Source organism: Cupriavidus basilensis (genome assembly GCF_000832305.1).
Classification (GTDB): domain Bacteria; phylum Pseudomonadota; class Gammaproteobacteria; order Burkholderiales; family Burkholderiaceae; genus Cupriavidus; species Cupriavidus basilensis_F.
This window is the reverse complement of sequence record NZ_CP010537.1, coordinates 3,300,423-3,321,743: the sequence shown is the minus strand read 5'-3', so window position 1 is coordinate 3,321,743 and position 21,321 is coordinate 3,300,423. Positions and strand designations below refer to the sequence as shown.

General features: G+C 66.0%; 20 protein-coding genes. 11 read left to right on the top strand and 9 right to left on the bottom strand.

The features are described 5' to 3' along the window. Nucleotide 1: 1 nt before the first annotated feature. From RR42_RS35070 to RR42_RS40280, 4 genes are all read right to left on the bottom strand, one after another. Nucleotides 2-1,360, bottom strand: coding sequence for a cobyrinate a,c-diamide synthase (locus tag RR42_RS35070; RefSeq protein WP_419188899.1), 1,359 nt, complete (start codon nt 1,358-1,360; stop codon nt 2-4). Nucleotides 1,361-1,430: 70 nt separating this feature from the next. Beyond that, nucleotides 1,431-2,132 carry a response regulator transcription factor gene (locus RR42_RS35065; protein ID WP_043356796.1) on the bottom strand — a complete coding sequence of 234 codons (702 nt, stop codon included), beginning with the start codon at nt 2,130-2,132 and terminating at the stop codon, nt 1,431-1,433. A gap of 399 nt (nt 2,133-2,531) precedes the next feature. Further along, nucleotides 2,532-3,485 (bottom strand): LysR family transcriptional regulator, encoded by a 954-nt coding sequence (locus RR42_RS35060; RefSeq protein ID WP_043356794.1) that lies wholly within the window; start codon nt 3,483-3,485, stop codon nt 2,532-2,534. Nucleotides 3,486-4,007: 522 nt separating this feature from the next. After that, a complete protein-coding gene (locus RR42_RS40280; RefSeq protein ID WP_144410043.1) occupies nt 4,008-4,259 on the bottom strand; it encodes a hypothetical protein in 252 nt (83 codons plus the stop codon). Nucleotides 4,260-4,438: 179 nt separating this feature from the next. On the opposite strand from RR42_RS40280, the gene RR42_RS35055 reads away from it, so the two are divergent. Continuing rightward, entirely contained in the window at nt 4,439-4,729 is a 291-nt protein-coding gene (locus tag RR42_RS35055) for a transposase (RefSeq protein ID WP_043356792.1), read from the top strand. Nucleotides 4,730-4,897: 168 nt separating this feature from the next. Beyond that, the gene (locus tag RR42_RS35050) at nt 4,898-5,266 is read left to right on the top strand and encodes a hypothetical protein (protein WP_043356790.1); all 369 of its coding nucleotides are present in this window, start codon (nt 4,898-4,900) and stop codon (nt 5,264-5,266) included. A 3-nt stretch (nt 5,267-5,269) separates the two neighbouring features. Here RR42_RS35050 and RR42_RS35045 read toward each other — a convergent pair whose 3' ends face one another. Together RR42_RS35045 and RR42_RS35040 are read right to left on the bottom strand one after the other, a co-directional pair. After that, on the bottom strand, nt 5,270-5,800 hold the full coding sequence (locus tag RR42_RS35045) for a hypothetical protein (RefSeq protein WP_043356787.1): 531 nt from the start codon (nt 5,798-5,800) through the stop codon (nt 5,270-5,272). A gap of 145 nt (nt 5,801-5,945) precedes the next feature. After that, nucleotides 5,946-6,773, bottom strand: coding sequence for a Crp/Fnr family transcriptional regulator (locus RR42_RS35040; RefSeq protein WP_043356785.1), 828 nt, complete (start codon nt 6,771-6,773; stop codon nt 5,946-5,948). 269 nt (nt 6,774-7,042) lie between these two features. Here RR42_RS35040 and RR42_RS35035 point away from each other — a divergent pair, with 269 nt between their 5' ends. After that, nucleotides 7,043-8,206, top strand: coding sequence for an alpha/beta hydrolase family esterase (locus tag RR42_RS35035; protein WP_043356780.1), 1,164 nt, complete (start codon nt 7,043-7,045; stop codon nt 8,204-8,206). Nucleotides 8,207-8,310: 104 nt separating this feature from the next. Here RR42_RS35035 and RR42_RS35030 read toward each other — a convergent pair whose 3' ends face one another. After that, nucleotides 8,311-9,621 (bottom strand): MFS transporter, encoded by a 1,311-nt coding sequence (locus RR42_RS35030; RefSeq protein WP_043356776.1) that lies wholly within the window; start codon nt 9,619-9,621, stop codon nt 8,311-8,313. Nucleotides 9,622-10,030: 409 nt separating this feature from the next. Here RR42_RS35030 and RR42_RS35025 point away from each other — a divergent pair, with 409 nt between their 5' ends. Beyond that, nucleotides 10,031-14,023: a DUF748 domain-containing protein gene (locus RR42_RS35025; protein ID WP_043356771.1), complete on the top strand. Its 3,993-nt coding sequence runs from the start codon at nt 10,031-10,033 to the stop codon at nt 14,021-14,023. 135 nt (nt 14,024-14,158) lie between these two features. Continuing rightward, nucleotides 14,159-14,344 (top strand): rubredoxin, encoded by a 186-nt coding sequence (locus tag RR42_RS35020; RefSeq protein WP_043356767.1) that lies wholly within the window; start codon nt 14,159-14,161, stop codon nt 14,342-14,344. A gap of 85 nt (nt 14,345-14,429) precedes the next feature. Here the strand turns inward: RR42_RS35020 and RR42_RS40785 are convergent, their stop codons facing one another. Together RR42_RS40785 and RR42_RS35015 are read right to left on the bottom strand one after the other, a co-directional pair. After that, nucleotides 14,430-14,588: a hypothetical protein gene (locus tag RR42_RS40785; protein WP_173430743.1), complete on the bottom strand. Its 159-nt coding sequence runs from the start codon at nt 14,586-14,588 to the stop codon at nt 14,430-14,432. Nucleotides 14,589-14,632: 44 nt separating this feature from the next. Beyond that, on the bottom strand, nt 14,633-14,815 hold the full coding sequence (locus tag RR42_RS35015) for a hypothetical protein (protein ID WP_043356764.1): 183 nt from the start codon (nt 14,813-14,815) through the stop codon (nt 14,633-14,635). Nucleotides 14,816-15,128: 313 nt separating this feature from the next. Between RR42_RS35015 and RR42_RS35010 the strand changes: the two genes are divergently transcribed. The 6 genes from RR42_RS35010 (at nt 15,129) to RR42_RS34985 (ending at nt 21,278) form a co-directional block, all read left to right on the top strand. Further along, nucleotides 15,129-15,896, top strand: coding sequence for a FadR/GntR family transcriptional regulator (locus RR42_RS35010; RefSeq protein ID WP_052495184.1), 768 nt, complete (start codon nt 15,129-15,131; stop codon nt 15,894-15,896). Next, complete coding sequence (locus tag RR42_RS35005; RefSeq protein ID WP_043356760.1) at nt 15,896-16,924, top strand: L-idonate 5-dehydrogenase; 1,029 nt, start codon at nt 15,896-15,898, stop codon at nt 16,922-16,924. The genes RR42_RS35010 and RR42_RS35005 overlap by 1 nt, the downstream gene beginning before the upstream one ends. Before the next feature lie 83 nt (nt 16,925-17,007). Then, complete coding sequence (locus RR42_RS35000; protein WP_052495183.1) at nt 17,008-18,009, top strand: sialic acid TRAP transporter substrate-binding protein SiaP; 1,002 nt, start codon at nt 17,008-17,010, stop codon at nt 18,007-18,009. A 74-nt stretch (nt 18,010-18,083) separates the two neighbouring features. After that, nucleotides 18,084-18,716 (top strand): TRAP transporter small permease, encoded by a 633-nt coding sequence (locus RR42_RS34995; protein WP_144410042.1) that lies wholly within the window; start codon nt 18,084-18,086, stop codon nt 18,714-18,716. A gap of 55 nt (nt 18,717-18,771) precedes the next feature. Further along, the gene (locus RR42_RS34990; protein WP_043356757.1) at nt 18,772-20,175 is read left to right on the top strand and encodes a TRAP transporter large permease; all 1,404 of its coding nucleotides are present in this window, start codon (nt 18,772-18,774) and stop codon (nt 20,173-20,175) included. Then, on the top strand, nt 20,172-21,278 hold the full coding sequence (locus tag RR42_RS34985; RefSeq protein ID WP_043356755.1) for a mandelate racemase/muconate lactonizing enzyme family protein: 1,107 nt from the start codon (nt 20,172-20,174) through the stop codon (nt 21,276-21,278). Before RR42_RS34990 ends, RR42_RS34985 begins: the two co-directional genes overlap by 4 nt. Nucleotides 21,279-21,321 lie beyond the last annotated feature (43 nt).

The window sequence follows — 21,321 nt, the reverse complement described above, 5'->3', positions numbered from 1 at the left end:
CTTACCGCACACCGCTGAGCAGCGCCGCGATGGCTAACGGGTTGGACGGGAAATACAGATGCGTGTAGGACGCCGTCAGCGCGCCTTGCCGGAACACCGCCTCGCCCCGCGACCCGTCGCGCGGCACAGTGGCGTGGCAGTAGGGTGCCAGCGGGGTCTGCGCGCTGGAATAATGGAAGGTGTGGCCGCGCAAGGTGCCTTCGGGCAACGCCAGTTGTTGATGGCCGAGCGCGGCAAGGCGGCGTTGCATTGTCACCGTGCCAGGCAGCAGGCCCGCCACGGCGTGACTATCCCCGGCCTTGTCGACCAGCGTCTCGAACAACGCCATCATGCCGCCGCATTCGGCGAGGATCGGCAGGCTGTCGGCATGGGCTTGGCGCAGGGCGGCCAGCATGCCTGTGTTGGCTGACAGGCGCGCGGCGTGCAGCTCGGGGTAGCCGCCGGGCAGCCAGAGCGCATCGCAGTCCGGCAAGGTAGCGTCGTCGAGCGGGGAGAAGAAGGCCAGCCGGGCGCCGAGCGCCTGGAGCGTATCCAGGTTGGCAGGGTAGAGAAAGCGGAAGGCGGCGTCTCGGGCGATGGCGATGGTCTTGCCGGCCAGCAGCGGCGGCAGCACGGGCAGCGGCGGCGCCGCGGCGATCTCAACGGCTGCGGGCAGGGCGCCGATGGGTTGCCCGGCGAGTGCATCAGCGAGGCGGTCCAGCCGCGTGTTGAGGTCGGGCAGTTCATCCGCCGCCAGCAGGCCCAGGTGCCGCTCGGGCAGCGATGCCGCGTTGTCGCGCGCCAGCGCGCCGGCCCAGCCAATATGTGCCGGCAGGCTCTCCTGCAGCATGTCGGCATGCCGCGGGGAGGCCACCCCGTTGGCAAGCACTTGCATGGAGGCCAGCGGCTGGCCGTAGCCAGCGAGGCCGAAGGCCAGCGCGCCGAACGTCTGCGCCATTGCACCGGCCTGGATCACGCTAAGCACTGGCAGGCCAAAATGGCGTGCCAGGTCGGCGCTGCTGGGGGTGCCGTCATGCAGGCCCATGACGCCTTCCACCAGGATCAGGTCGGCTTCGGCCGCTGCCTTGGCAAGGCGTGCCGCGGCGTCTTCGGCGCCGGTCATCCACAGGTCGAGCGAGTGGACCGGTGCGCCGCTGGCAGCCGCGAGAATGGAGGGATCCAGGTAGTCGGGGCCGCTCTTGAAGACGCGGACGGTGCGGCCGGCCCGGCGGTGCAGCCATGCCAGCGCGGCCGTCACGGTGGTCTTGCCCTGGCCCGAGGCCGGCGCGGCCACCAGCATGGCGGGCACGCGCAGGGACCTTGCCGCGTCGGTTCGGGTGCCTGGAACGGCGGATGCGACGGTTGCGGCAAGGTTGGGCATGGCGATGACGTTGGCTGGTTAAGTCGCTGGGTTGGCGCAAGCGGCTGCCTGCGCCTGTGCGGCGCGGCGATTATAACCAGTCGGACTGGCTGGCCGGCGGGCTCTCCTGCGGGCTATCCGGGTTCGGCAGCACCAGTCCCTGTTGCGCCGCGAAGTCGAACAGCTCGCGCTCATTGCTCGCCCCAAGCTTGCGCATGGCGCTGTTTTTCTGGCGGCTGATGGTCTTGACGCTGCGGCTCAGTTGCCCGGCAATGCCGGTGATCGAGTTGCCACTGAGGTAGAGCCGCATGACTTCAGACTCGCGTACCGACAGGCAGAGGGCGCCGGCGCGGCCGGGCGCGTAGTGGGCGCCGGACTGGGCCAGCACGCGCGCGGCGGAGTCGCCGATAAAGCGCAGCCCGCGCTCGACGCGGATGATGGCGGTGACCAGTTCGTCCAGCTGCGAGTCCTTGAGCAGGAGGCCATGGGCGCCTGCGTTCAGGATGGCGCGCAGGACCAGCGGGTTGGTGATCATGGTGAGCACCACCACGCCTAGCGCCGGAAAGTGCCGCCGCAGGCTGGCCAGCAGGCGGATGCCATCGCTCGCGTTGCTGCAGGGCATGTGGTAATCGGTGACGACGATATCAGGCCGGAATGCGCGCACGGCCTGCAGCAGCTCGGCGGAGCTGTGGACATCCGCGCAGACCTCCCAGCCGGTTTGGCTCCGCAACTGGCTCCTGACTGCAAGCGTAATGGCGGGATGGTCATCGGCAATCAAGATTTTCAAAGGCATGGCAATGCTCCTGCGCAAGCGCAGGCATGCACGGTGTCCGGGCCGTACATGCCTGGCGCGAGCTGGAAGGGCTTGCGGCACGGATGCCGCGAACATGAAAAGCGAGTGCTTCGATTCGCGCTGGGCGGCGCTTGCCGCATGTGGATCGCGCCATTGAAAAAACGCGCCGCTCGGCTTTTCGCCGGCGGCGCGAACAGCACAGGAACAAAGCACCTCCAGGCGCATGCTTTGCTCGGACGAACAGGAAGCAGGAGGTGCCCATGAAGCATAAGCGCTGGCTTCGGCGGCAGGACTGAGACTATTCTCAATTTTGAGAGCGGAGCGCGAAAGCCCTCACCGGCCAGCGGGCGTCGCTAGCCGCAAGCCGGCACGCCGCGGCGTGCTTCAGTGGCAGCAGGGTCAGGCTGCGTAGGCAGCGGTGCGCGTCTCGTGCGACCGATGACGGCGGTCGATGGCGCTGACGGGATCATGCAGCACGGCGCTGCCGATCTCCATGATGCCGCGCAGTGCATTGCCGGCGCGGACCGGCGCCCAGAAATGCAGGGCTGCCCATTCCGGGAAGCTGCTGGGCGGCGCCAGCAGGCGTGTTTTGTGTTTGCGTGTCACTAGTGGCACATTGAAGTCCAGCAGCGGGCAGGTGCCGCCTGCGGCAAGCAGCAGCGCAACTTGCGTGTGCCAGGACGGCACCACGGTTTCCCGATAGGCGGGATCATGCGCGAGCCGGTTCAGGAAGCCCTGCAGCGGGCTGCCGGGCTCGGTGTCTTCCTGCAGCAGTATCCACTCGTGCCGGCCTTCCACGTCCCCGACGCCGCCTGGCCGCGCCACGCTGACCAGGCGGCGCGGCGTGGCCATGATGTTGTGCGCTGCAACGTCCTCTGGCACAAAATGGCTATCGACCACGAAGGCACAGTCCAGCTCGCCGCTGCCAAGCTGGGCGGACAGCGCGGCGTCGGCAAAGACCGGCCGCGTCATGAAGCGGTCATCCGGGAACTGCTCGCACAAGGTCGTGAGGATCTCGGTGATGACCGGATCGCCGATCGACGGCGAAAACCCGATGGAGATGCGGCGGTGCGGGCTTGCCTCCTCGGCGACGGGGGCAGGCGGGCGTACCAGGTGCGCCCATTTTGACAAGATCTGGCGGGCGGTGGGCTCCAGCCGCAAGGCATGCGCGGTAGGTTCCAGCGTGCCATTGCGCTTGATGAAAAGGGGGTCGCCGGTGATTTCGCGCAGACGCGCGAGGCTGTAGGCAATGGTCGGGACCCGGCCTTGCGTGCAGGCGGCAACGGCGCTGAGGTCACGATACTCCATCAGCAAAACAAAGACGTGCAAGAGCTTGGTGCTGACATGCCGCATGGTGACTTCTCCCGATTTGAAGCTTGTTTTTGTTTTCTTCTTTGTCTCTGCGCCAAGGCCCCGAGGCCTTAGGGCAAACCGCACCTGCCGTGCCGGGTGGCTGGTGTATCTGGTCCATTGCCGTGCCAGGACTGCCATGCCTGGCCGTCAACGCAGGGCCCCTCGCAGCGCCATTGCATCCGCAAGGCATGACGGTCTTCAAAATCTCCCGACCAACTGGGAAAACCACGACGCAGCGCTGCTTGCAAGTGGCCCGCTATAGAGAAGCAACGCCGAAGAAACGACCAGCCGACCGGCTACGCGTTGCGCTTATCGTCGCCAGTCCGCGCCGGGGCGCGAGGCCCGGTTGCTGGAGATCGAAATTTAGTTAATGCTAGACAAGATTAATGCATAGCTTTGAAACTTGCCAGTGGTCTTCTGAAAGTCATTTCGTAAACCAGCTCAAAAATACCATTTGTCAGCACATAAAGACATTAAAAATATTTGTGTCATCCGATGCATAACTCCGCGCTGCTGTGTGACTCATGCGGCGCAAATTAGGTTTTTATGTTCGCTTGTCAGGCTTTTCTTGCGGTTGAGTGACAGTAAAAAGCGAATCCGGAAAATCAGGAAACGGAATATAAAATTCTGCCAATTCGTTCCGTTTTCTTGATGCTGGTTTTCCAGATTGGTATTCGTTAGTGCTAGATTTAAAAATTGTTTATCTCGCGGAATTGAAACTTTTAATTGTTTTTCCGGTGATGGGTGATAAACTTTAGGGTTGGCTTGAGCCAAGCTAAAGTGCCAGCCAGGCGGGGGGGCGCCTCGCGGCGGGTTACCTCTCCAATTTGCTTAACTCGCGGCTTGAACACACTGAATTGCCTTTTGCGGTGCGGATGGTAACTTTGCGGCAGGGGTAGAAGTGGTCACGCTCGGGCATTGGCACGAGCGGCCTTGGCTAGCGGAGGCAGTCAGTGAACAGACGTTTCTCGGAGGAGCAGATCCGCGGCTACCTGGCGGAAGCCGCGGCCGGCGTGCCGGTCCGCGAGCTATGCGCGCGCTATGGTTTTAGCGATGCTTCCTTTTATGGCTGGCGCATCAAGTATGGCCAGGGCGCAGGCAGCGAAGCGCGCGACAGCCGCAAGCTGCGTGACCTGCAGGAGGAAAACACCCGCCTCAAGAGTATGCTTGCAGATGCGCTGCTCAAGCTTGAGCGACTGCGCAATCGCACGGGTCGCGCTGGCAACGGCAAGGAACGAAGCTAAGCCTGGTTCGTGCCTGCATTGCCGGCGGCCGCCTGAACCTAGCCGCCTTCAGTTTGGTTTCTCGGGAGGGACATCGGAAACATGCGGTATCTCGGTATCAGCCGGCAGGGCGACCCCTGGAACATCGTCAAGGAAGGCGCAATGCGTTCCCGCTGTGGAGAACTGAACATGAAACGGGCTTCGATCATCATGGCCGCCGCACTAGGCCTGGGGCTGCTTGCGGGCCAGGCTGCGACTGCCGCCGAGCTGGAAGTGCCCGCGCCGATGGTCGCGCCGCCGCCGCCGCGGCTCTTGCTGGATACCGCCACCGACAATGCCGGGCCGGCGGCGGACGGCACCCTCACGCCATCCCAGCGCACCCGTTGCCAGGGCTTGCTCGACAAGATCAATGCACTGCCCGCGGGAGCGCAATGGACCACCGGCAAAGCCACGGTGACCGGCGCCGATGGCAGTACCCATCCCAATATCGAGCGGCAAGCGGAACGCAAGAAGCTCGATGAGGCGTATCGCCAGGAATGCGCGCAGGAAAGAAAGTAATCTCTACTTCGCGCTGCAGCGGTCTGGCGTAATCGTGACTTCTCCCAGCGGGCGGTTGCCGATTCCCGCGTAGCGATAGTTCAGCGTGATACCCAACTGGCCTAGTACCGGCACGTCCGGGTTGCGGCAGATGCCGCGTTCGAGCACGGGGCGGGCGCTCGCCATGAACGCCACAGTGCCCTCGCGGGTCGCATCCACGCCAACCAGGCTGAGGCGGAACTGCACGCGCTTGCCTGGCGAGACGCTGCATCCCTCCAGCCGCGTCGCGGCGTCCAGCGTGAATGGCCCGGCGCGAGTCAGTTCCTGGCAAGCCGTATTGAGTTCTGCGTCTGAGCTGGCCACACCGCCGGTCAGGCGTGTCACGCCACTCATGCCGGTGCTCCTGCCATCTACCGTGCCTAGCAGCAGCCTGGCCAGCGTTGACAGCGAGGCCGGTGCGGCGGCCTGCGCGGCGGCGGCCGGCGTCAGTCCGGTCACCATCAGGAGGCCAAGCGGCGCCAGGCCCGCGCGCACGGCAAAAGGAAAGTCCCGCATAGAGATACAGGTAGATACAGGTACCGGAAGCGATGTCGGCTACCAGCGGCATGGCCGCAGGGTGACTTCCCTGAGGGCTACCCCGCGCACGGCGGCATAGTCTGAACATAGCCGCGTTTGCACGCCCTTGCTGTCGGCGTCTGTCCTACGCAACCGAGGTGCCCGCGGCGTGGATGCCTTGGGTGGTGTCTAGCCGGGCCGGGCCCGGAGCGCAGGCGGACGGGCTATCCGTCACCGGTTGGGGCGGGCGTAGCGGCACCCGCTCCGGGTCTTCATAGACGGAGCACAGCCCCGCCGGATCGATGATGCGCAATTGCCGCTGCCGCACGGTGATCAGCCCGACCGTGGCAAACCGCGCCAGCAGGCGGGATACGGTTTCCAGGGTCAGTCCCAGGTAGCTGGCCATATCGTTGCGCGACATCGCCAGGGTCAGCGCTGCTCCGGCATTGCCCCGGCGGCGTTGCTCGCCAGCGAGGTCAAGCAGCAGCATGGCCAGCCGCTGGGCGGCTTTCATGGACCCGATCGCGACCAGCAGTGTCCGCTCGCGCTCGGCATTGCGGCGCAACGTGCTGCGCATCGGCTCCCGGTACTCGGCGCTGAGCAGGTGCGCGCGTGCCGTCTCCACCGGCACCACGCAGCAGTGCGTGTCCTGCATGGCCACTGCGCTGGTGCAATGGGCCTGGCCATCGAGATCCTCCAGCCCGAGCACGTCGCCCCGATGCGCGAAGGCGGTTACCTGACGCCAGCCAAGTGGGGACTCGAACACGGATTTGGCGCTGCCGTCGCGCACGGGAAACATGGCCAGTACGGGCCGGCCCTGGCGGTGCACCGTTTCTCCGGCGCGCCATAGCATGCTGGCCGGGGCCAGGCTGCGCTGGCGCCGATCGTTTGCCGCTGACGCCTCCGAGTTGCGGCAGATTGGCTGGAACAAGCACAGCGAGCAGCTTGGCAACGCTGCATCGGGCGTGGTCATGACATTCTCCGTTTGCCTGCGATACACGCAAACGCAGTATAACCGCGCGCCTTTTACCGCTATCTCTTAGTGATCTTCATTCTTTCGTCGGCTGAATTCAGTATTTTGGTCATTGCGGGCGCGAGCGGAAGTGCTTCTGCTGGCGCATACCGGATTAGATGAAGGAACCTAATGTTTGGCTTTCATAACATGTGATGGAAAAGCGACAGCAAGCGCCGGGTTGCCGTGTGCTATGCTGCATCGCAACAATATCGATGGCAGGAGTCTTCATGACCAAAAGCCTTTCGGCGGACTGGCATGCGCAGCTCCGGCAGATCAGCCGGGCGCAGCCCCAGTCCGCGCACCATCTCAAAACGTGGTTCAACCGTATCGCTACCCTTAATCCCGCAGCGCCCCGTCTTCGGGCGCGTTCGCCGGCGCCGCTGCCTTTGCCGCCGCGCCACCCCTTGCCCGGAGAATGGGCTCCCCATCATCACCGCCTCGCGCCGCTGCCGGGCGAGCTGGTGCCTCGCCTGCCCTACTGGCTATACGTGCCTTCCGGCGCACCCAAGCGGCCCATGCCACTGGTGGTGATGCTGCATGGTTGCCGGCAGACGCCGGAAGATCTCGCGGCGGGCACGCGGATGAATGCGCTTGCCGAGCGCGAAGGCTTCATGGTGGCCTATCCCCAGCAGCCCCTGCGGCGCCAGATGCAGCGCTGCTGGCAGTGGTTCGACCTGGGTGCCACGGAAGGCGGCCGCGAGGCGCAGGCGCTGGCGGTATTGATCGATGCGTTGGCGGCCAGGCGGGACGTCCGTGCCGACCAGGTGTATCTGGCGGGCTTGTCCGCGGGCGCCAGCATGGCGGCGGTAGTGGCCTTGCGCTATCCCGGGAAGATTGCCGCGGTGGGCCTGCATTCGGGTGTCGTGATCGGTGCGGGCCACACGGCCAGCGATGGCTTGCGTGCCATGCAGCACGGCACGCAAGCCGACCCGGCGATGTTGCTCGATGCCGCCGGCGTGACGCCGGGCGGACCGAAGATGCCGGCCATCGTGCTGCACGGCATGGACGACGCAGCGGTGCATCCCGTCAACGCCCGCTTGCTTGCGCGCCAGTTCCTGGCCTACAACGGCATGAACGACCGGGTCGAGGAGCGGATGAACGGCGCTGCGGTGCGCCACCTCGCCGGCGCCGGGCAGGAAGCCGCCTCGACGGATACAGATGCGGAACAGGCTGACGGCGCCAGCGGCCATCCAGCCAGTGCCCTGCTGCCGGCCGGGGACTACCTGGAGGCCAGCTTTGGCACCTGGAACCGCGAACTGGTCGCGCTGTGCGAGGTTGCCGGCCTCGATCACGCCTGGAGCGGCGGCGATGGCGACTACCCTTACCATGCGCCGATCGGCCCCGATGCCAGCGCGTTGATGTGGGGATTTTTCAAGCAGCATCGCCGCTAGCGCTGGCCAGCGCATGGGCGTAAAAAAGGAGGGCGCGGATGCGGCCCTCCTTTTTTTCATGGCCGGCGTGTGGCTTGACGCAGGCGCAGCAGTTGCCATCAGGTTCAGGCGAGCGAGCGGTCCTTGACGAACAACGCCGTCGCCATGCCCAGCAGGCACAGCGCCACCACGTAGTAGGCGGGGGCCAGCGGATCGTTCTTGAGCATCAGCGTCACGATCATCGGGGTCAACCCGCCGAAGATCGCGTACGACAGGTTGTAAGAGAACGACAGCCCGGAAAACCGTACCTGGGCCGGGAACGCCTTGACCAGCACATACGGCACCGCGCCGATGGTGCCCACGAAGAAGCCTGCAACCGCGTACAGCGGGATCAGCAGGTCCGGGCGAGTGTGCAGGGTGCTATAGAACACGTACGAGCTGATCGCCAGCAGCAGGCCGCCAGCGAACAGGGTGACCCGCGGGCCCACCTTGTCGGCCATCAGGCCAGCCACCACGCAGCCGACCGTCAGGCACAGCGTGGCCACGCTATTGGCTACCAGCGCGGTGCGCGCATCGAAGCCATAGATCTTTTGCAGGAAGGTGGGCGTCATCAGGATCACCACCACGATACCCGCCGACAGCATCCACGTCAGCAGCATCGATACCGCCACCGCGCCGCGGTGATCGCGCACCACTGTCTTGAGCGGCATCTCCGCGGCCAGCGCCTTGCGCTTTTGCAGTTCGGCGAACACCGGGGTTTCGTGCAGCCAGCGGCGCAGGTACATGGAGCCGATGCCGAACACACCGCCCAGCAGGAAAGGCATGCGCCAGCCCCAGTCGACAAGCTCCGCCGGGGTGAAGATGGTGTTGACGCCGGTGGCCACCAGGGAACCCAGCAGGATGCCGGCCGTCAGGCCTGCGGTCAGCGTGCCGCAGGCATAGCCGGTGCGGCGCGCGGGCACGTGCTCGGAGACGAACACCCAGGCGCCGGGCACTTCGCCGCCAACCGCCGCGCCTTGCATCACGCGCAGCAGCAGCAACGCCACGGGCGCCAGCAGGCCGATCGCATGGTAGGTCGGCAGCAGGCCCATCAGCAGCGTCGGCACCGACATCAGCAGGATCGACAGCGTGAACATCTTCTTGCGGCCCAGCAGGTCGCCGAAGTGGGCCATGATGATGCCGCCCAGCGGGCGCGCCAGGTAGCCGGCGGCAAAGATGCCGAAGGTTTGCAGCTGGCGCAGCCAGTCCGGCACCGACGGCGGGAAGAACAGCTGCCCGATAACGGTGGCGAAGAAGACAAAGATGATGAAGTCGTAGAACTCGAGCGCGCCCCCGAGGGCGGCAAGGGCAAGCGTCTTGTAATCCTGTCCGGTCAGCGGGCGCGCTTGCTGGCTGTGCGCGCTATCTGCTCCGGCAGTACTGCTGATGGTAGACATGAGGAGACTCGCATGGAAATTGTTCGCATGCGAAGCGCGCAACACGGTTGACGTGGAGGGTTCTGGCCGGAGGGTACAGCGCGGGAGAAGCAGGCACTAAGTGGCGGATAAGCCGCTGGCATGCGACAAGACGCTTCGCAAAGGCGTGACAATACCAGATCGGCGTTGAAGCGGCTCCGGACGGCGCGCTTGAATTCCTTCCGGGATCGTCCTGAAATCCTTTTTAAATCCCTTTGAATGCCTTTGCTTTGCCCCCAAGCGTTGCGATAATGTCGCTAAAAAGTGAAATCCGGGCCACAAAGTGGCCGATCCGTCTGGCGACACCGTGTGGAATACTTGCTCCATCGTGCTCTCCAGTGGGTTCGCATAGCGCACGCGGGTAGTTGGGGGTCGAATCTTCTGGGATCACATGGCAATCAAGTTCTCCATGCAGGCAGCAACCGCAACGCCACGTCGCCGGGCCGGCCTGCGGGTGGCCGGCGGCATTTTGGCCGCGCTGGCGGTATTTGGCCTGGCCGGGTATTTTGGCGGGCCACCGCTGATCAAATCCTTTGCAGCCAAACAGGCCAGCGAAGCGCTGGGGCGCAAGGTCACGTTTGGGGGTGCCGAGGTGCATCCGTTCTCGCTGGCCGTCGACGTTTCCGACATTACCATCTACGAGCCCGATGGCACCACGCCCATGCTGACCGTGGGCGAAGCCAGGATCGATGGCGCCATCGCGTCACTGTGGCACTTCGCCCCGGTGGTGGATGCCGTGCATATCGACCGGCCCGCGCTGCATCTTGCGCGCGACGCCAACGGCCGCATGAACTACGCCGACATCGTGGAGCGCTTCGCGGCCAAGCCGCCCGCGCCAAAATCCGAGCCGGCGCGCTTCTCGGTCAACAATATCGCGCTGACCGGCGGCAGCCTGGTGTTCGACGACAAGCTGCTCAACCAGACGCAGCGCGTGGACAACCTGACCATCACGCTGCCGTTCCTGTCCAACCTGCCGCATGACGTGGAGATTGTCACCCGGCCCACGCTGAGCGCGAACATCAACGGCTCCGCGCTGGCGCTGGATGGCACCATGCTGCCGTTCGCCGCATCGCGCGAGACCCACCTCAACATCAACCTCGACGCCCTGGAGCTGGCGCGCTACATGCCGTTCGCGCCGAAGCTCAAGGATGCGGATATCAAGGGCGGGCTGCTGGATTCGCGGCTGACGCTGGGCTTTATCCAGGACAAGGACAAGCAGGACGTCTTCCTGGCAGGTACCGCGGCGCTGCGCGACGCCGATATCCGCAAGCATGACGGATCGCCCCTGGTGAAGGCCGGGCGGGTAGCGGTGGACATCGCGCGCATTGAACCGTTGGGGCGGATGGCCCACCTGCGCAGCCTCTCCGTGGAGGGCCTGGCCGTGCAGGCAGTGCGGCGCGCCGATGGCTCGCTCGACCTGGCCGACGCATTCCTGCCGGAAGCCGCCAAGGTCGAGAAGCCGGCCTACGCGCCGGCTGCAGCCGCATCGGCAGTCGCAGCTGCGCCCGCATCCGCGCCGGCCGCAGGCAAGGCTGGCCCGGCTTCCGCACCTGTCGTGGCCAAGGCTGGCCCTGCTTCGGCACCCGCCGCCGCCGGTATTGCGCCGGTGCCTGAAAAGCCCTGGCGCTATGCGATCGACCAGATCACCGTCAAAGAGGCCCGCCTGGGCCTGCGTGACGACTCGGCACCTTCCGGGCCCGGCACGCTCGCACTCGGGCCGCTTGACGCCGACGTGGCCGGTCTGTCCGGCGACAGCGACAAGCCGGCCAAGGTGCAGGCCAAGCTGATGATCGGCGACGGCCAGACGCTCAGCCATGAGGGCGAGCTGTCCCTGCGTGGCGGCACCATGGACGGCACGCTGCAAGCCAGCGGCTTGAAGCCCCAAGGGTTTGCCGCATGGTGGCCGGCGGCGCTCCAGACCCGGCTTGGCGACACTGCCATCCATGCCGAGCTGCATTACAAGATGGCATGGGGCGGCCCCGCTTTTGCTTTCTCGCTGGAAAAGTCCCGCATCGAACTGGCGCCGCTCTACCTGAGCACCCGCGAGCCGGTGACGGTGGCGCAAGTGGCAGCCGCCACGACGGGCGCAAGCCAACCTGCCGCTGCCGATAGCGACCGCCGGCGCGGCGCGCGCCGCGCGCGCGCGCGCGACGACAGCGACACCGCCAACCTGCCGGTGATGCTCGCCGAGCGCGTGGCGCTGGAGGACATCGCGTTCGATCTTGGCGCGCATTCCTTCCAGGCCGGCCAGTTGGTGGTCGCCAAGCCGCAGATCGCCATCACGCGTGACTTGCGCGGCGAATTGCTCGAAAGCGCGCGCCTGTGGGCCGTGCAATCCGGGCAGAAGTCCGCCCAACGCAGCACCGCCGTCCAGGCCAAGGCCGTCCAGCCCGAGAGCGCGGCTGCCGCCAAGCCATTGCCCTGGAAGGCACAGCTCGGCAAGTTCACGCTCGATGGCGGCAGCCTGCGCGTGACCGACTATGGGCCCGCGGCCGCCAACCGCGATCGCCCCGTGATCCATCAGTTCCGCAATATCAGCCTCGGCACGGGGGCGCTCAACTGGCCGATGGCGGCCGGGGCCATCCCGGTGAAGCTCAAGGCCGATGTGGGCCGGCGCGGCGCGATGGCGCTCGATGGCACCGTGCTGCCCACCGGGCCCGCGGCGCAACTGCAGGTCGACGTCCGAGAGCTGGACCTCGCGCCGCTGCAGCCTTACCTGGCTGACCGCTTCAACGCGGCGTTGCGTGGCGGCGCCGCTACCGTCAAGGGCCGCCTCGGCGTGGAGGCGCCCGCCGGCAAGCCAATCGCCGCGCGCTTCACCGGCAACGCGCTGCTCGGCAATGTGCGCAGCGTCGACCGGATAACCGGTGACGACTTCCTGCGCTGGCGCTCGCTCGCCGTGAACGGCATCGATTTCGCCATGGATGAGGCCAAGGGGCCGATGAAGGTTGGCGTGGCCGGTGTCGCGCTGTCGGATTTCTACGCGCGGGTGATCCTGAATGCCAACGGCCGCCTGAACCTGCAGGATGTGATGGCCGGCGGCGCCGCCAAGGGCGAGGCCGCGCCCAGCACCAGCCTGACGCAAGCCAATCCCGCACCAGCGAGCGCCGCCAGCGCACCGGCCCCGGCGCCCGCACCCGTAGCCTCCGCTGCGGCCAAGCCGCAGATCCGGATTGGCGGCGTGACGGTGGAGAAAGGCAACATCAATTTCTCGGACTTCTTCGTCAAGCCGAACTACACCGCCAACCTGACCGACATGAAGGGCTCGGTCTCCAAGGTGTCCTCGACGGAGCCGGCGCCCGCCGACCTCACGCTGGCAGGCCGCATCGACGATGATGCGCCGGTCACGATCGACGGCAAGCTCAACCCGCTGGCCGACACGCTCTACCTCGATATCGCTGCCAAGGCCGCGGGCGTGGAGCTGACCCGGCTGACCCCGTACGCGGCCAAGTACGCCGGCTACCCGATCACCAAGGGCAAGCTCACGGTCGATGTGGCGTACAAGATCGAGAACGGCAAGCTGGACGCGCGCAATCACCTCTACCTGGACCAGCTCACCTTCGGCGACAAGGTCGACAGCCCGAGCGCGACCAAGCTGCCGGTGCTGCTGGCGGTCTCGCTGCTGAAGGACCGTAATGGCGTGATCGACATCAACCTGCCGGTGTCGGGCTCCTTGTCGGACCCGGAGTTCAGCATCGGTGGCGTGATCGTGCGGGTGATCGTCAATCTGCTCACCAAGGCCATCACCTCGCCGTTCTCGTTGATTGCCTCTGCCTTTGGCGGTGGCGACGAACTGGGCTACGTGGAGTTCGCGCCCGGCACCTCCACGCTCACGCCGGCGGCCACGCAGAAGATCGCGACGCTGGGCAAGGCCCTGGCCGACCGCCCGGCGCTGCGCCTGGAGATCAGCGGCCGCATCGATCCCGCCACCGATAACGCCGGCGCCAGGCGCGCCTGGCTGGACGCGCGCGTGGCCGAGCAAAAGTCGCGCGAGATGCGCGCCAGCGCGAAGGCGGGCGTCGTGGCCGAAGAGAACGAAGAGGGCGAGCAAGGCGCCAAGGTGACGGTGTCGCCGCAGGAGTACCCGAAGTACCTGGAAGCGGTCTACAAGCGCGCCTCCTTCAAGAAGCCGCGCAATGTGATCGGGCTGTCGAAATCCCTGCCCACCAAGGAGATGGAGACGCTGCTGCTGGAGAACGCGCCGGTGACCGATGTGGAACTCCGGCATTTGGCCGAGCAGCGGGCGCTGGCGGTCAAGCAGGCGCTGGAGCGCGATGCGAAGGTGCCGGAAAGCCGTCTGTTCCTGACCGCCTCGAAGCTCAACGCAGATGGCATCAAGGACAAGGGCGCACCCAACCGGGTCGACTTCACCATTCGGCAGTGAATTGCCTGCGAACCTGGCCTTGCCCGCGCAGGGGGTGGCGTTGCCGTCCCCTGCGCCCTGTCCCTCGGTCCAATCGGCGGGGTACGAGCAAAAAACGCTGTATCATTTCGCCCGGAATCGATACAGGAGTGCGTTTTGCAGCAGGAAGCCGTTGTTTACAAGACTTGGGTTTGCTTGATTTGCGGTTGGGTCTACGACGAAGAGCAGGGCTGGCCGGACGATGGCATCGCCCCCGGCACGCGCTGGGACGACATTCCTGAAGACTGGCGTTGCCCTGAATGCGACGTGGGCAAGGGCGAATTCGCGATGATCGAGATCTGATCGGCCGGGCAGTCAAACGCAGCCAGGCAGACGATCAGCTACCGGGCGCTTCCGGCCCGGGTGACGATACATCACAGAAGGCGGCTCAGTGCCGCTGCATTTGCCGGCAGATGCCGGCGCGCTTGCGCCGCTCGGCGCAGCGCCGGTAGCGCATGCGGTAGGGGTGGCTGCAGCGCCAGATCGCCGTGGCCACGGTGACCAGCAGGAACGCCGCCATCAAGACAGCCAGCAGGCTCAGTGTCATAGCGGCCCCCTTTTTCACAAGCAAGCCGGGAACGCTCGAAGCGTTCAGATAAGCAACGGAAGCGCCTCCAGCAAGGCCACCGCCAGCAGAGCCCCGAAGATCGCACCCGCCGCGCGGCAACTGATGCGCAAGGCCCGGGCTGTGAAGGGGATCCCGCCGAAGGCAATCATGCCAACCAGCGCCATCGGAATCAGGAACACAAGATCATGTGACGTGAGGTGCAGCATTGCCGTCTCCTGACTTTCTGCTTGTGCTTCCAGTATAGAAAGTGTCGCAGGCAGGCCAAGGACGATGACATTGGGGTTGCCCCTAAGCTGCATTTTTTGTCGGAACGCGTGCGCAAGTCTCGTCGCCAGATCCTTTGCTGCACCCGCCGCCCATGCCGTATTGGCGCCCTGGCGCGGACGCCAGGGTAGCCACCGGCGCCTGCCTGCTGCAGCGCTGCATAAATTCCCCTTGTAGCGCGCGTAAAAATTTCCTAAAAATTGGTCAGGCCACTTTACCTCCTGGCCCAAATCATTTTCGGGATCGCGCGCCGACATGCCCCTGCAGCAGATCGAACCCCGCCGCCTTTACCGCCAGATTGCCGACCAGCTGCGCCGGCTGATCGAAAACGGGGAGTTTCCCGTGGGCGCGCGCCTGCCGCCCGAGCGAGACCTTGCGGTGCAACTGGGCGTGTCGCGGCCATCGGTGCGCGAAGCACTGATTGCGCTGGAGGTGGAGGGGCTGGTGGAGGTGCGGATGGGCTCGGGCATCTACGCCTGTCCGCCGGAACGTGCGCGCGCTGCCAGCGTGATGGCGGAGCCGCCGCTGGATGTGATCCGCGCGCGACAGACCATCGAGGGCGAGATGGCGGCCAACGCGGCGCGGCATGCCACGCCGGCATTGCTGGACGCGCTGGAAGAATCGATCGCCATCATGCAGGAGGAGGCCGGCGCCGGACAGGTTCCGGTCAAGGGCGATCGCCTGTTCCATTTGCGGATTACCGAAGTCTCCGGCAATGCCGTGCTGCAGCGCCTGGTAGCCGAGCTGTTCGACGAGCGCCATAACCCGCTCTTTGCCCGCTTCGGCAGCCACTTCGAGAACGCGTCCAGCTGGCACGCGGCCATTGCCGAGCACCGCGCCGTGGTGGCGGCCATCGCCTCGGGCTCGCCGGACGCCGCGCGCGACGCCATGTGCCTGCACCTGGAAGCCTCGCACGGCCGCTTCTACGCGGCGTGGCCCGCAGGCGCGCCAACCGAGCCGACCGAGCCAAACGAGCCAACCCCAACGCGGCGCAAGCCGCGCAAGCTTGCCGAGGAGTCATGATGTCCCTGGTCTGCCATATCCATGCGAGCGAAGACCTGCGTTTCACGCAGGTGGAACCTGCCGCTCCCGGGCCGTTCGAGGTCGAGGTGCGCCTTGGCGCGGCCGGCATCTGTGGCTCGGACCTGCACTACTATTTCCACGGCAAGGTCGGCGCCTTCGTGATCCGCGAGCCGCTGACGCCGGGCCACGAAGCGGCCGGCATCGTTTCCCGCGTTGGCAGTGCGGTCACGCGCGTCGCCCCGGGCAACAAGGTGGCGATCAATCCCTCGCATGCGTGCGGGCAATGCGACTACTGCCGTGCCGGGCGCGACAACCTTTGCCGGAGCATGCGTTTTCTCGGCAGCGCCAGCATCTATCCGCATGTGCAAGGCATGTTCCGCGAGCACTTCCTGATGCACGAGCGCCAGCTGACGCCGGTGGACAGCGATATCTCGCTGGGTGAGCTGGCCTTTGCCGAGCCGCTCTCGGTGGCGCTGCATGGCGTGAACCGCGCCGGCGAGCTGCTGGGCAAGACCGTGCTGGTCACCGGCGGCGGCACCATCGGCAGCCTGGCGGTGATGGCCGCGCGCCTGGCCGGCGCCGCGCACATCATCGCCTGCGATATCGCGGACCGCCCGCTCGAAGTGGCATTGCGGGTCGGCGCCGATCAGGTGATCCGCACCGACCGGGAGCCGCCGCGAGCGCTGCAGGACCTCGCCGATGTCTGCCTGGAAGCTGCCGGCAGCGGCGCAGCGCTGGACACGTGCCTGCTGGCCGCGCGGCGTGGCGCCCGCATCGTGCAGATCGGCACGTTGCCGGCCGAGGGGCTGCACTTTCCGGCCAACAACATCATGGCGCGCGAGCTGGAGTATGTCGGCGCGTTCCGCTTCGGGCGCGAGTTCGACTGGGCCGTGCGCTACCTCACGCAAGGCCGCCTCGACGTGCGCCCGCTGCTGTCGGCGCAGCTGCCGCTGGCGCAGGCCGTGGAGGCGTTCACGCTGGCCGCCGACAAGACGCGCAGCACCAAGGTACAGCTCACCGCTGCATAGATCCATCCACGCAGCACCTGACTGCCGCAAGCGCATCCGCAAGAGAGCGCCAGGCCCACCACACACACCAAAGGAGACGAAGCATGAAGCCATTTCCCCTGCGCCTGCCGTCAACGTTGCTGCCGGCCGCCCTCGTGCTGGCAACCTGCGTGGCCAGCCTTGCCTGCGGCGGCGCGCTGGCCCAGACCAAGCTCAAATGGGCGCACGTGTACGAGACCTCGGAGCCGTTTCACAAGTGGTCGGTGTGGGCCGCCGAGGAGATCAGGAAGCGCAGCAACGGCAGGTACCAGATCGATGTGTTTCCCGCCTCCCAGCTCGGCAAGGAGAACGACATCAACCAGGGCCTGGCGATGGGCTCGGTCGATATCATCATCTCGGGCTCCAGCTTTGCCGCCAAGTCGTTCCCGCGTATCGGCGTGACCTACTACCCCTACACCTTCCGCGACGCCAACCACCTGCTGGCCTATACCAAGAGCGATATCTACAAGGAACTCACGCGCGGCTACGAGGAAAAATCGGGCAACCATATCGTCGCCACGACCTATTACGGGACGCGCCAGTCCACCTCCAACAAGCCCTTCTCGCACTGCGCCGAGATGAAGGGCCTGAAGATGCGCGTGCCCGATGTGCCAGCCTACCTTGCCATGCCGCGCGCCTGCGGCGTGAATACCTCGCCGATTGCCTTTGCCGAGGTGTACTTGGCATTGCAGAACGGCACCGTGGAGGCGCAGGAGAACCCGCTGCCCACCATCGAAGCCAAGAAATTCTATGAGGTGCAGAAGTACATCGTGCTTACGGGCCATATCGTCGACCACCTCAACACGGTGATCTCGGGCGGCCTGTGGAAGAAACTCTCCGAGGCCGACCGCAAGATGTTCAGCGACGTGGCGCAGGAAGCCGCCATGCGCGCCACCGCCGACGTGGTCGCGCGCGAGAAGGAACTGGTGGCGGTGTTCAAGCAAAAGGGCCTGACGGTCACCGACATCAATGTGCCGGAGTACCGCGACGCGGTGCTGAAGAACGTGAGCTTTGAATCGCAGGGTTATCGCAAGGCCGACTGGGACAAGATCCAGGCCGTGCAGTGACCCCGGCAGCAGGCGCCAGATGGCAGATGACAGACCATAGATCAGGCAGATCACAGTCTTTGCGGAGCAACACCATGGAAATGCGTTCCCGACTTGCCGACGACCTGCCCGCGCAGGCCGTTGCCGGCGAGACCTCAGGCGGTGCGCCGCAACTGGCCACCGTCGCGGAGCTGGCGCATAGCTTCGAGGAGGCCGACGACAAGCAGGCGGACCTTGCAGGCTATGCCGCCGAGGACTGGTTCACGCTGGGGCTGTTCTGGCTCATGACCGCGCTGGTCTTCCTGCAGTTCTTCACCCGCTACGTGATGAACGACTCGCTGGCCTGGACCGAGGAACTGGCCACCTACTGCCTGATCGGCGTGGTGTTCATCGGCGCGGCCATGTGCGTGCGCAAGAGCCGGCATATCCAGGTGGACCTGATCTACCGCTACCTGCCGCACGCGCCGGCACGCGCGCTGTCCACGCTGGTGGACATCGTGCGCACTGCCTTTCTTGGCTATGCCGGCTGGCTGGCCTGGCGCTACATCCTGGTGGTGGGCGACGAGCCGATGACCACCATCGAGTGGAACAAGAGCTGGATCTACTACCTGGTGCTGGCCGGATTCGTCCTGATGTGCCTGCGCTCCTGCCAGGTGAGCTGGCTGAACTGGACGCAGGGTTTTTCCATCCTGGAGCGCCCCGAAGCGTTCGAGGCCAGCGACGACTGACAACGACCGACAGCGACAGACAACGACCGACGACCAACCCGGAGCGCGCGCCGCCATGTGGATCCTGATTGTTTCCTTCCTGCTGCTGATGCTGGTGGGCCTGCCGGTCGCCATTGCGATGGCGGTGGCTTCGCTGCTGTATATCTGGGCCTCCGGCACGGTGCCGGACGTGATCCTGGCGCAGCGCATGATTGCCGGCGTGGAGAGCTTTCCGCTCCTGGCCGTGCCCTTCTTCATCCTCGCCGGCAACCTGATGAACGTGGCCGGCATCACCGGGCGCATCTATAACTTCGCCGTGGCGCTGGTGGGCTGGATGCGCGGCGGACTGGGCCACGTCAACATCATCGGCTCGGTGATCTTCTCCGGCATGTCGGGCACCGCCATTGCCGATGCGGCGGGCCTGGGCACCATCGAGATCAAGGCCATGCAGGACCACGGCTACGAGACCGAGTTCGCGGTGGGCGTGACGGCGGCCTCGGCCACGCTCGGGCCGATCATCCCGCCGTCGCTGCCGTTCGTGATCTACGGCATGATGGCCAATGTGTCGATCGGCTCGCTGTTCCTGGCCGGCATCGTGCCGGGCCTGGTGCTGACCTTGTTCATGATGGGCACGGTGGCGTGGTTTGCCCACCGCCGCGGCTGGGGCAGCGATACCGCGTTCTCCTGGAAGCTGCTGGGCAACGCCAGCATCGAGATCGCGGTGGTGCTGGCCTTTCCGCTGGCGATCTGGCTGATGACGCGCTTTGGCGTGTCCACCAACGTGGCCGCGCTGATCGCGCTGGTGGTGCTGCTGGCGCTGGACTGGTACTTCGACTTTTCCGCGGTGATGGCGCTGATGGCGCCGGTGATCCTGATCGGCGGCATGACGCTGGGCTGGTTCACGCCCACCGAGGCCGCGGTGGCGGCGGTGATCTGGGCGCTGTTTCTCGGGCTGGTGCGCTACCGCTCCATGACGCTGCGCTCGCTGGCCAAGGCCACGCTCGACACCATCGAGACCACCGCATCGGTGTTGTTCATCGTCACCGCGGCATCGATCTTCGCCTGGCTGCTCACCACCAGCCAGGCCGCGCAGATGCTGTCCGACGCCATCCTTGGATTCACCCACAACAAATGGGTGTTCCTGCTGCTGGCCAACGTGCTGATCCTGATCGTGGGCTGCTTTATCGACACCACGGCGGCGATCACCATCCTGGTCCCGATCCTGCTGCCCATCGTGCTCAAGCTCGGCATCGACCCGATCCATTTCGGGCTGGTGATGACGCTCAACCTGATGATCGGCCTGCTGCATCCGCCGCTGGGGATGGTGCTGTTCGTGCTGGCGCGGGTGGCCAAGCTGTCGGTGGAGCGCACTACCGTGGCCATCCTGCCGTGGCTGGTGCCGTTGTTCCTGACGCTGATCGCCATTACTTACTTCCCGGCGATCACGCTGTGGCTGCCGAACCTGGTGGGCAGCAAATGAGCGCCACCATCGTCCAGGTCGAACTGCTGCAGGTGGACCTGCCGCCGCGCGTGCCGCGCTCCGACGCCATCCAGTCCTTCGTCATGCAGGAAACACCCATGGTGCGCATCCGCTGCGACGATGGCGCCGAGGGCACGGGCTACGCCTATACCATCGGCACCGGCGGCTCATCGGTGATGGCGCTGCTGCGCGATCACCTGGCACCGCGCCTGATCGGGCGCGATCCCGCCCAGATCGAGGCGATCTGGCGCGAGCTGCTGTTCGCCACCCACGCCACCTCGGTCGGCGCCATCACCAGCCTGGCGCTGGCCGCCATCGATACCGCGCTGTGGGACTGGCGCTGCCGGCGCGACGGCCAGCCCCTGTGGCTTGCCGCCGGCGGGGCGCAACCGCGCGTGCCGGTCTACACCACCGAAGGCGGCTGGCTGCACCTGGATGCCGATACGCTGGTAAGCGAGGCCGTGGCGGCGCGCGAGGCGGGTTTTCGCGGTGCCAAGCTGAAGGTGGGCCGCGCGCGGGCGAGCGAGGACGTGGCGCGCCTGGCAGCGGTGCGAGACGCGGTCGGAGACGGCTTCGAGCTGATGGTGGACGCCAACCAGTGCTTCACCGCCGCCGAGGCCATCCGGCGCGCACCGCATTACGCCGAACTGGGCATCGCGTGGTTCGAGGAGCCGCTGCCGGCCGACGATATCGGCGGGCACGTGCGGCTGGCCGCATCCACCTCGGTGCCCATCGCGGTGGGCGAGTCGTTGTACTCGCCCGGCCAGTTTGCCGAGTACGTGCGCCAGGGCGCCTGCGGCATCGTGCAGGCCGATGTGGCGCGCATTGGCGGCATCACGCCCTGGCTCAAGGTGGCGCACCTGGCCGAAGCCCACAACCTGTCGATCTGCCCGCACTTCCTGATGGAGCTGCATGTGTCGCTATGCGCCGCGGTGCCCAACGCGGCCTGGGTGGAGTACATCCCGCAGCTCGACGAGATTGCCGCCAGCAGCGTGCGCATCGAGGCCGGCCACGCCATCGCCCCGGACGCGCCGGGCCTTGGCATCGAATGGGACTGGGCCGCGATCGGGCGCCGCACGGTGGCGCGCGCGCTGGTTTCCTGATGATTTCACCGGCTGCGCAAACGCGGCCGGAACTGCTCATGGA

Excerpts from the sequence above, each read along its gene's own strand:
- RR42_RS35010 (WP_052495184.1), top strand. The coding sequence starts at position 15,129 with ATGCCCCTGCAGCAGATCGAACCCCGCCGCCTTTACCGCCAGATTGCC.
- RR42_RS35065 (WP_043356796.1), bottom strand. The coding sequence starts at position 2,132 with ATGCCTTTGAAAATCTTGATTGCCGATGACCATCCCGCCATTACGCTT.
- RR42_RS35000 (WP_052495183.1), top strand. The coding sequence starts at position 17,008 with ATGAAGCCATTTCCCCTGCGCCTGCCGTCAACGTTGCTGCCGGCCGCC.
- RR42_RS35030 (WP_043356776.1), bottom strand. The coding sequence starts at position 9,621 with ATGTCTACCATCAGCAGTACTGCCGGAGCAGATAGCGCGCACAGCCAG.
- RR42_RS35045 (WP_043356787.1), bottom strand. The coding sequence starts at position 5,800 with ATGCGGGACTTTCCTTTTGCCGTGCGCGCGGGCCTGGCGCCGCTTGGC.
- RR42_RS40785 (WP_173430743.1), bottom strand. The coding sequence starts at position 14,588 with ATGACACTGAGCCTGCTGGCTGTCTTGATGGCGGCGTTCCTGCTGGTC.
- RR42_RS35035 (WP_043356780.1), top strand. The coding sequence starts at position 7,043 with ATGACCAAAAGCCTTTCGGCGGACTGGCATGCGCAGCTCCGGCAGATC.
- RR42_RS35005 (WP_043356760.1), top strand. The coding sequence starts at position 15,896 with ATGTCCCTGGTCTGCCATATCCATGCGAGCGAAGACCTGCGTTTCACG.
- RR42_RS35015 (WP_043356764.1), bottom strand. The coding sequence starts at position 14,815 with ATGCTGCACCTCACGTCACATGATCTTGTGTTCCTGATTCCGATGGCG.
- RR42_RS35070 (WP_419188899.1), bottom strand. The coding sequence starts at position 1,360 with ATGCCCAACCTTGCCGCAACCGTCGCATCCGCCGTTCCAGGCACCCGA.
- RR42_RS35040 (WP_043356785.1), bottom strand. The coding sequence starts at position 6,773 with ATGACCACGCCCGATGCAGCGTTGCCAAGCTGCTCGCTGTGCTTGTTC.
- RR42_RS35025 (WP_043356771.1), top strand. The coding sequence starts at position 10,031 with ATGGCAATCAAGTTCTCCATGCAGGCAGCAACCGCAACGCCACGTCGC.
- RR42_RS34995 (WP_144410042.1), top strand. The coding sequence starts at position 18,084 with ATGGAAATGCGTTCCCGACTTGCCGACGACCTGCCCGCGCAGGCCGTT.
- RR42_RS35050 (WP_043356790.1), top strand. The coding sequence starts at position 4,898 with ATGAAACGGGCTTCGATCATCATGGCCGCCGCACTAGGCCTGGGGCTG.
- RR42_RS34990 (WP_043356757.1), top strand. The coding sequence starts at position 18,772 with ATGTGGATCCTGATTGTTTCCTTCCTGCTGCTGATGCTGGTGGGCCTG.
- RR42_RS35060 (WP_043356794.1), bottom strand. The coding sequence starts at position 3,485 with ATGCGGCATGTCAGCACCAAGCTCTTGCACGTCTTTGTTTTGCTGATG.
- RR42_RS34985 (WP_043356755.1), top strand. The coding sequence starts at position 20,172 with ATGAGCGCCACCATCGTCCAGGTCGAACTGCTGCAGGTGGACCTGCCG.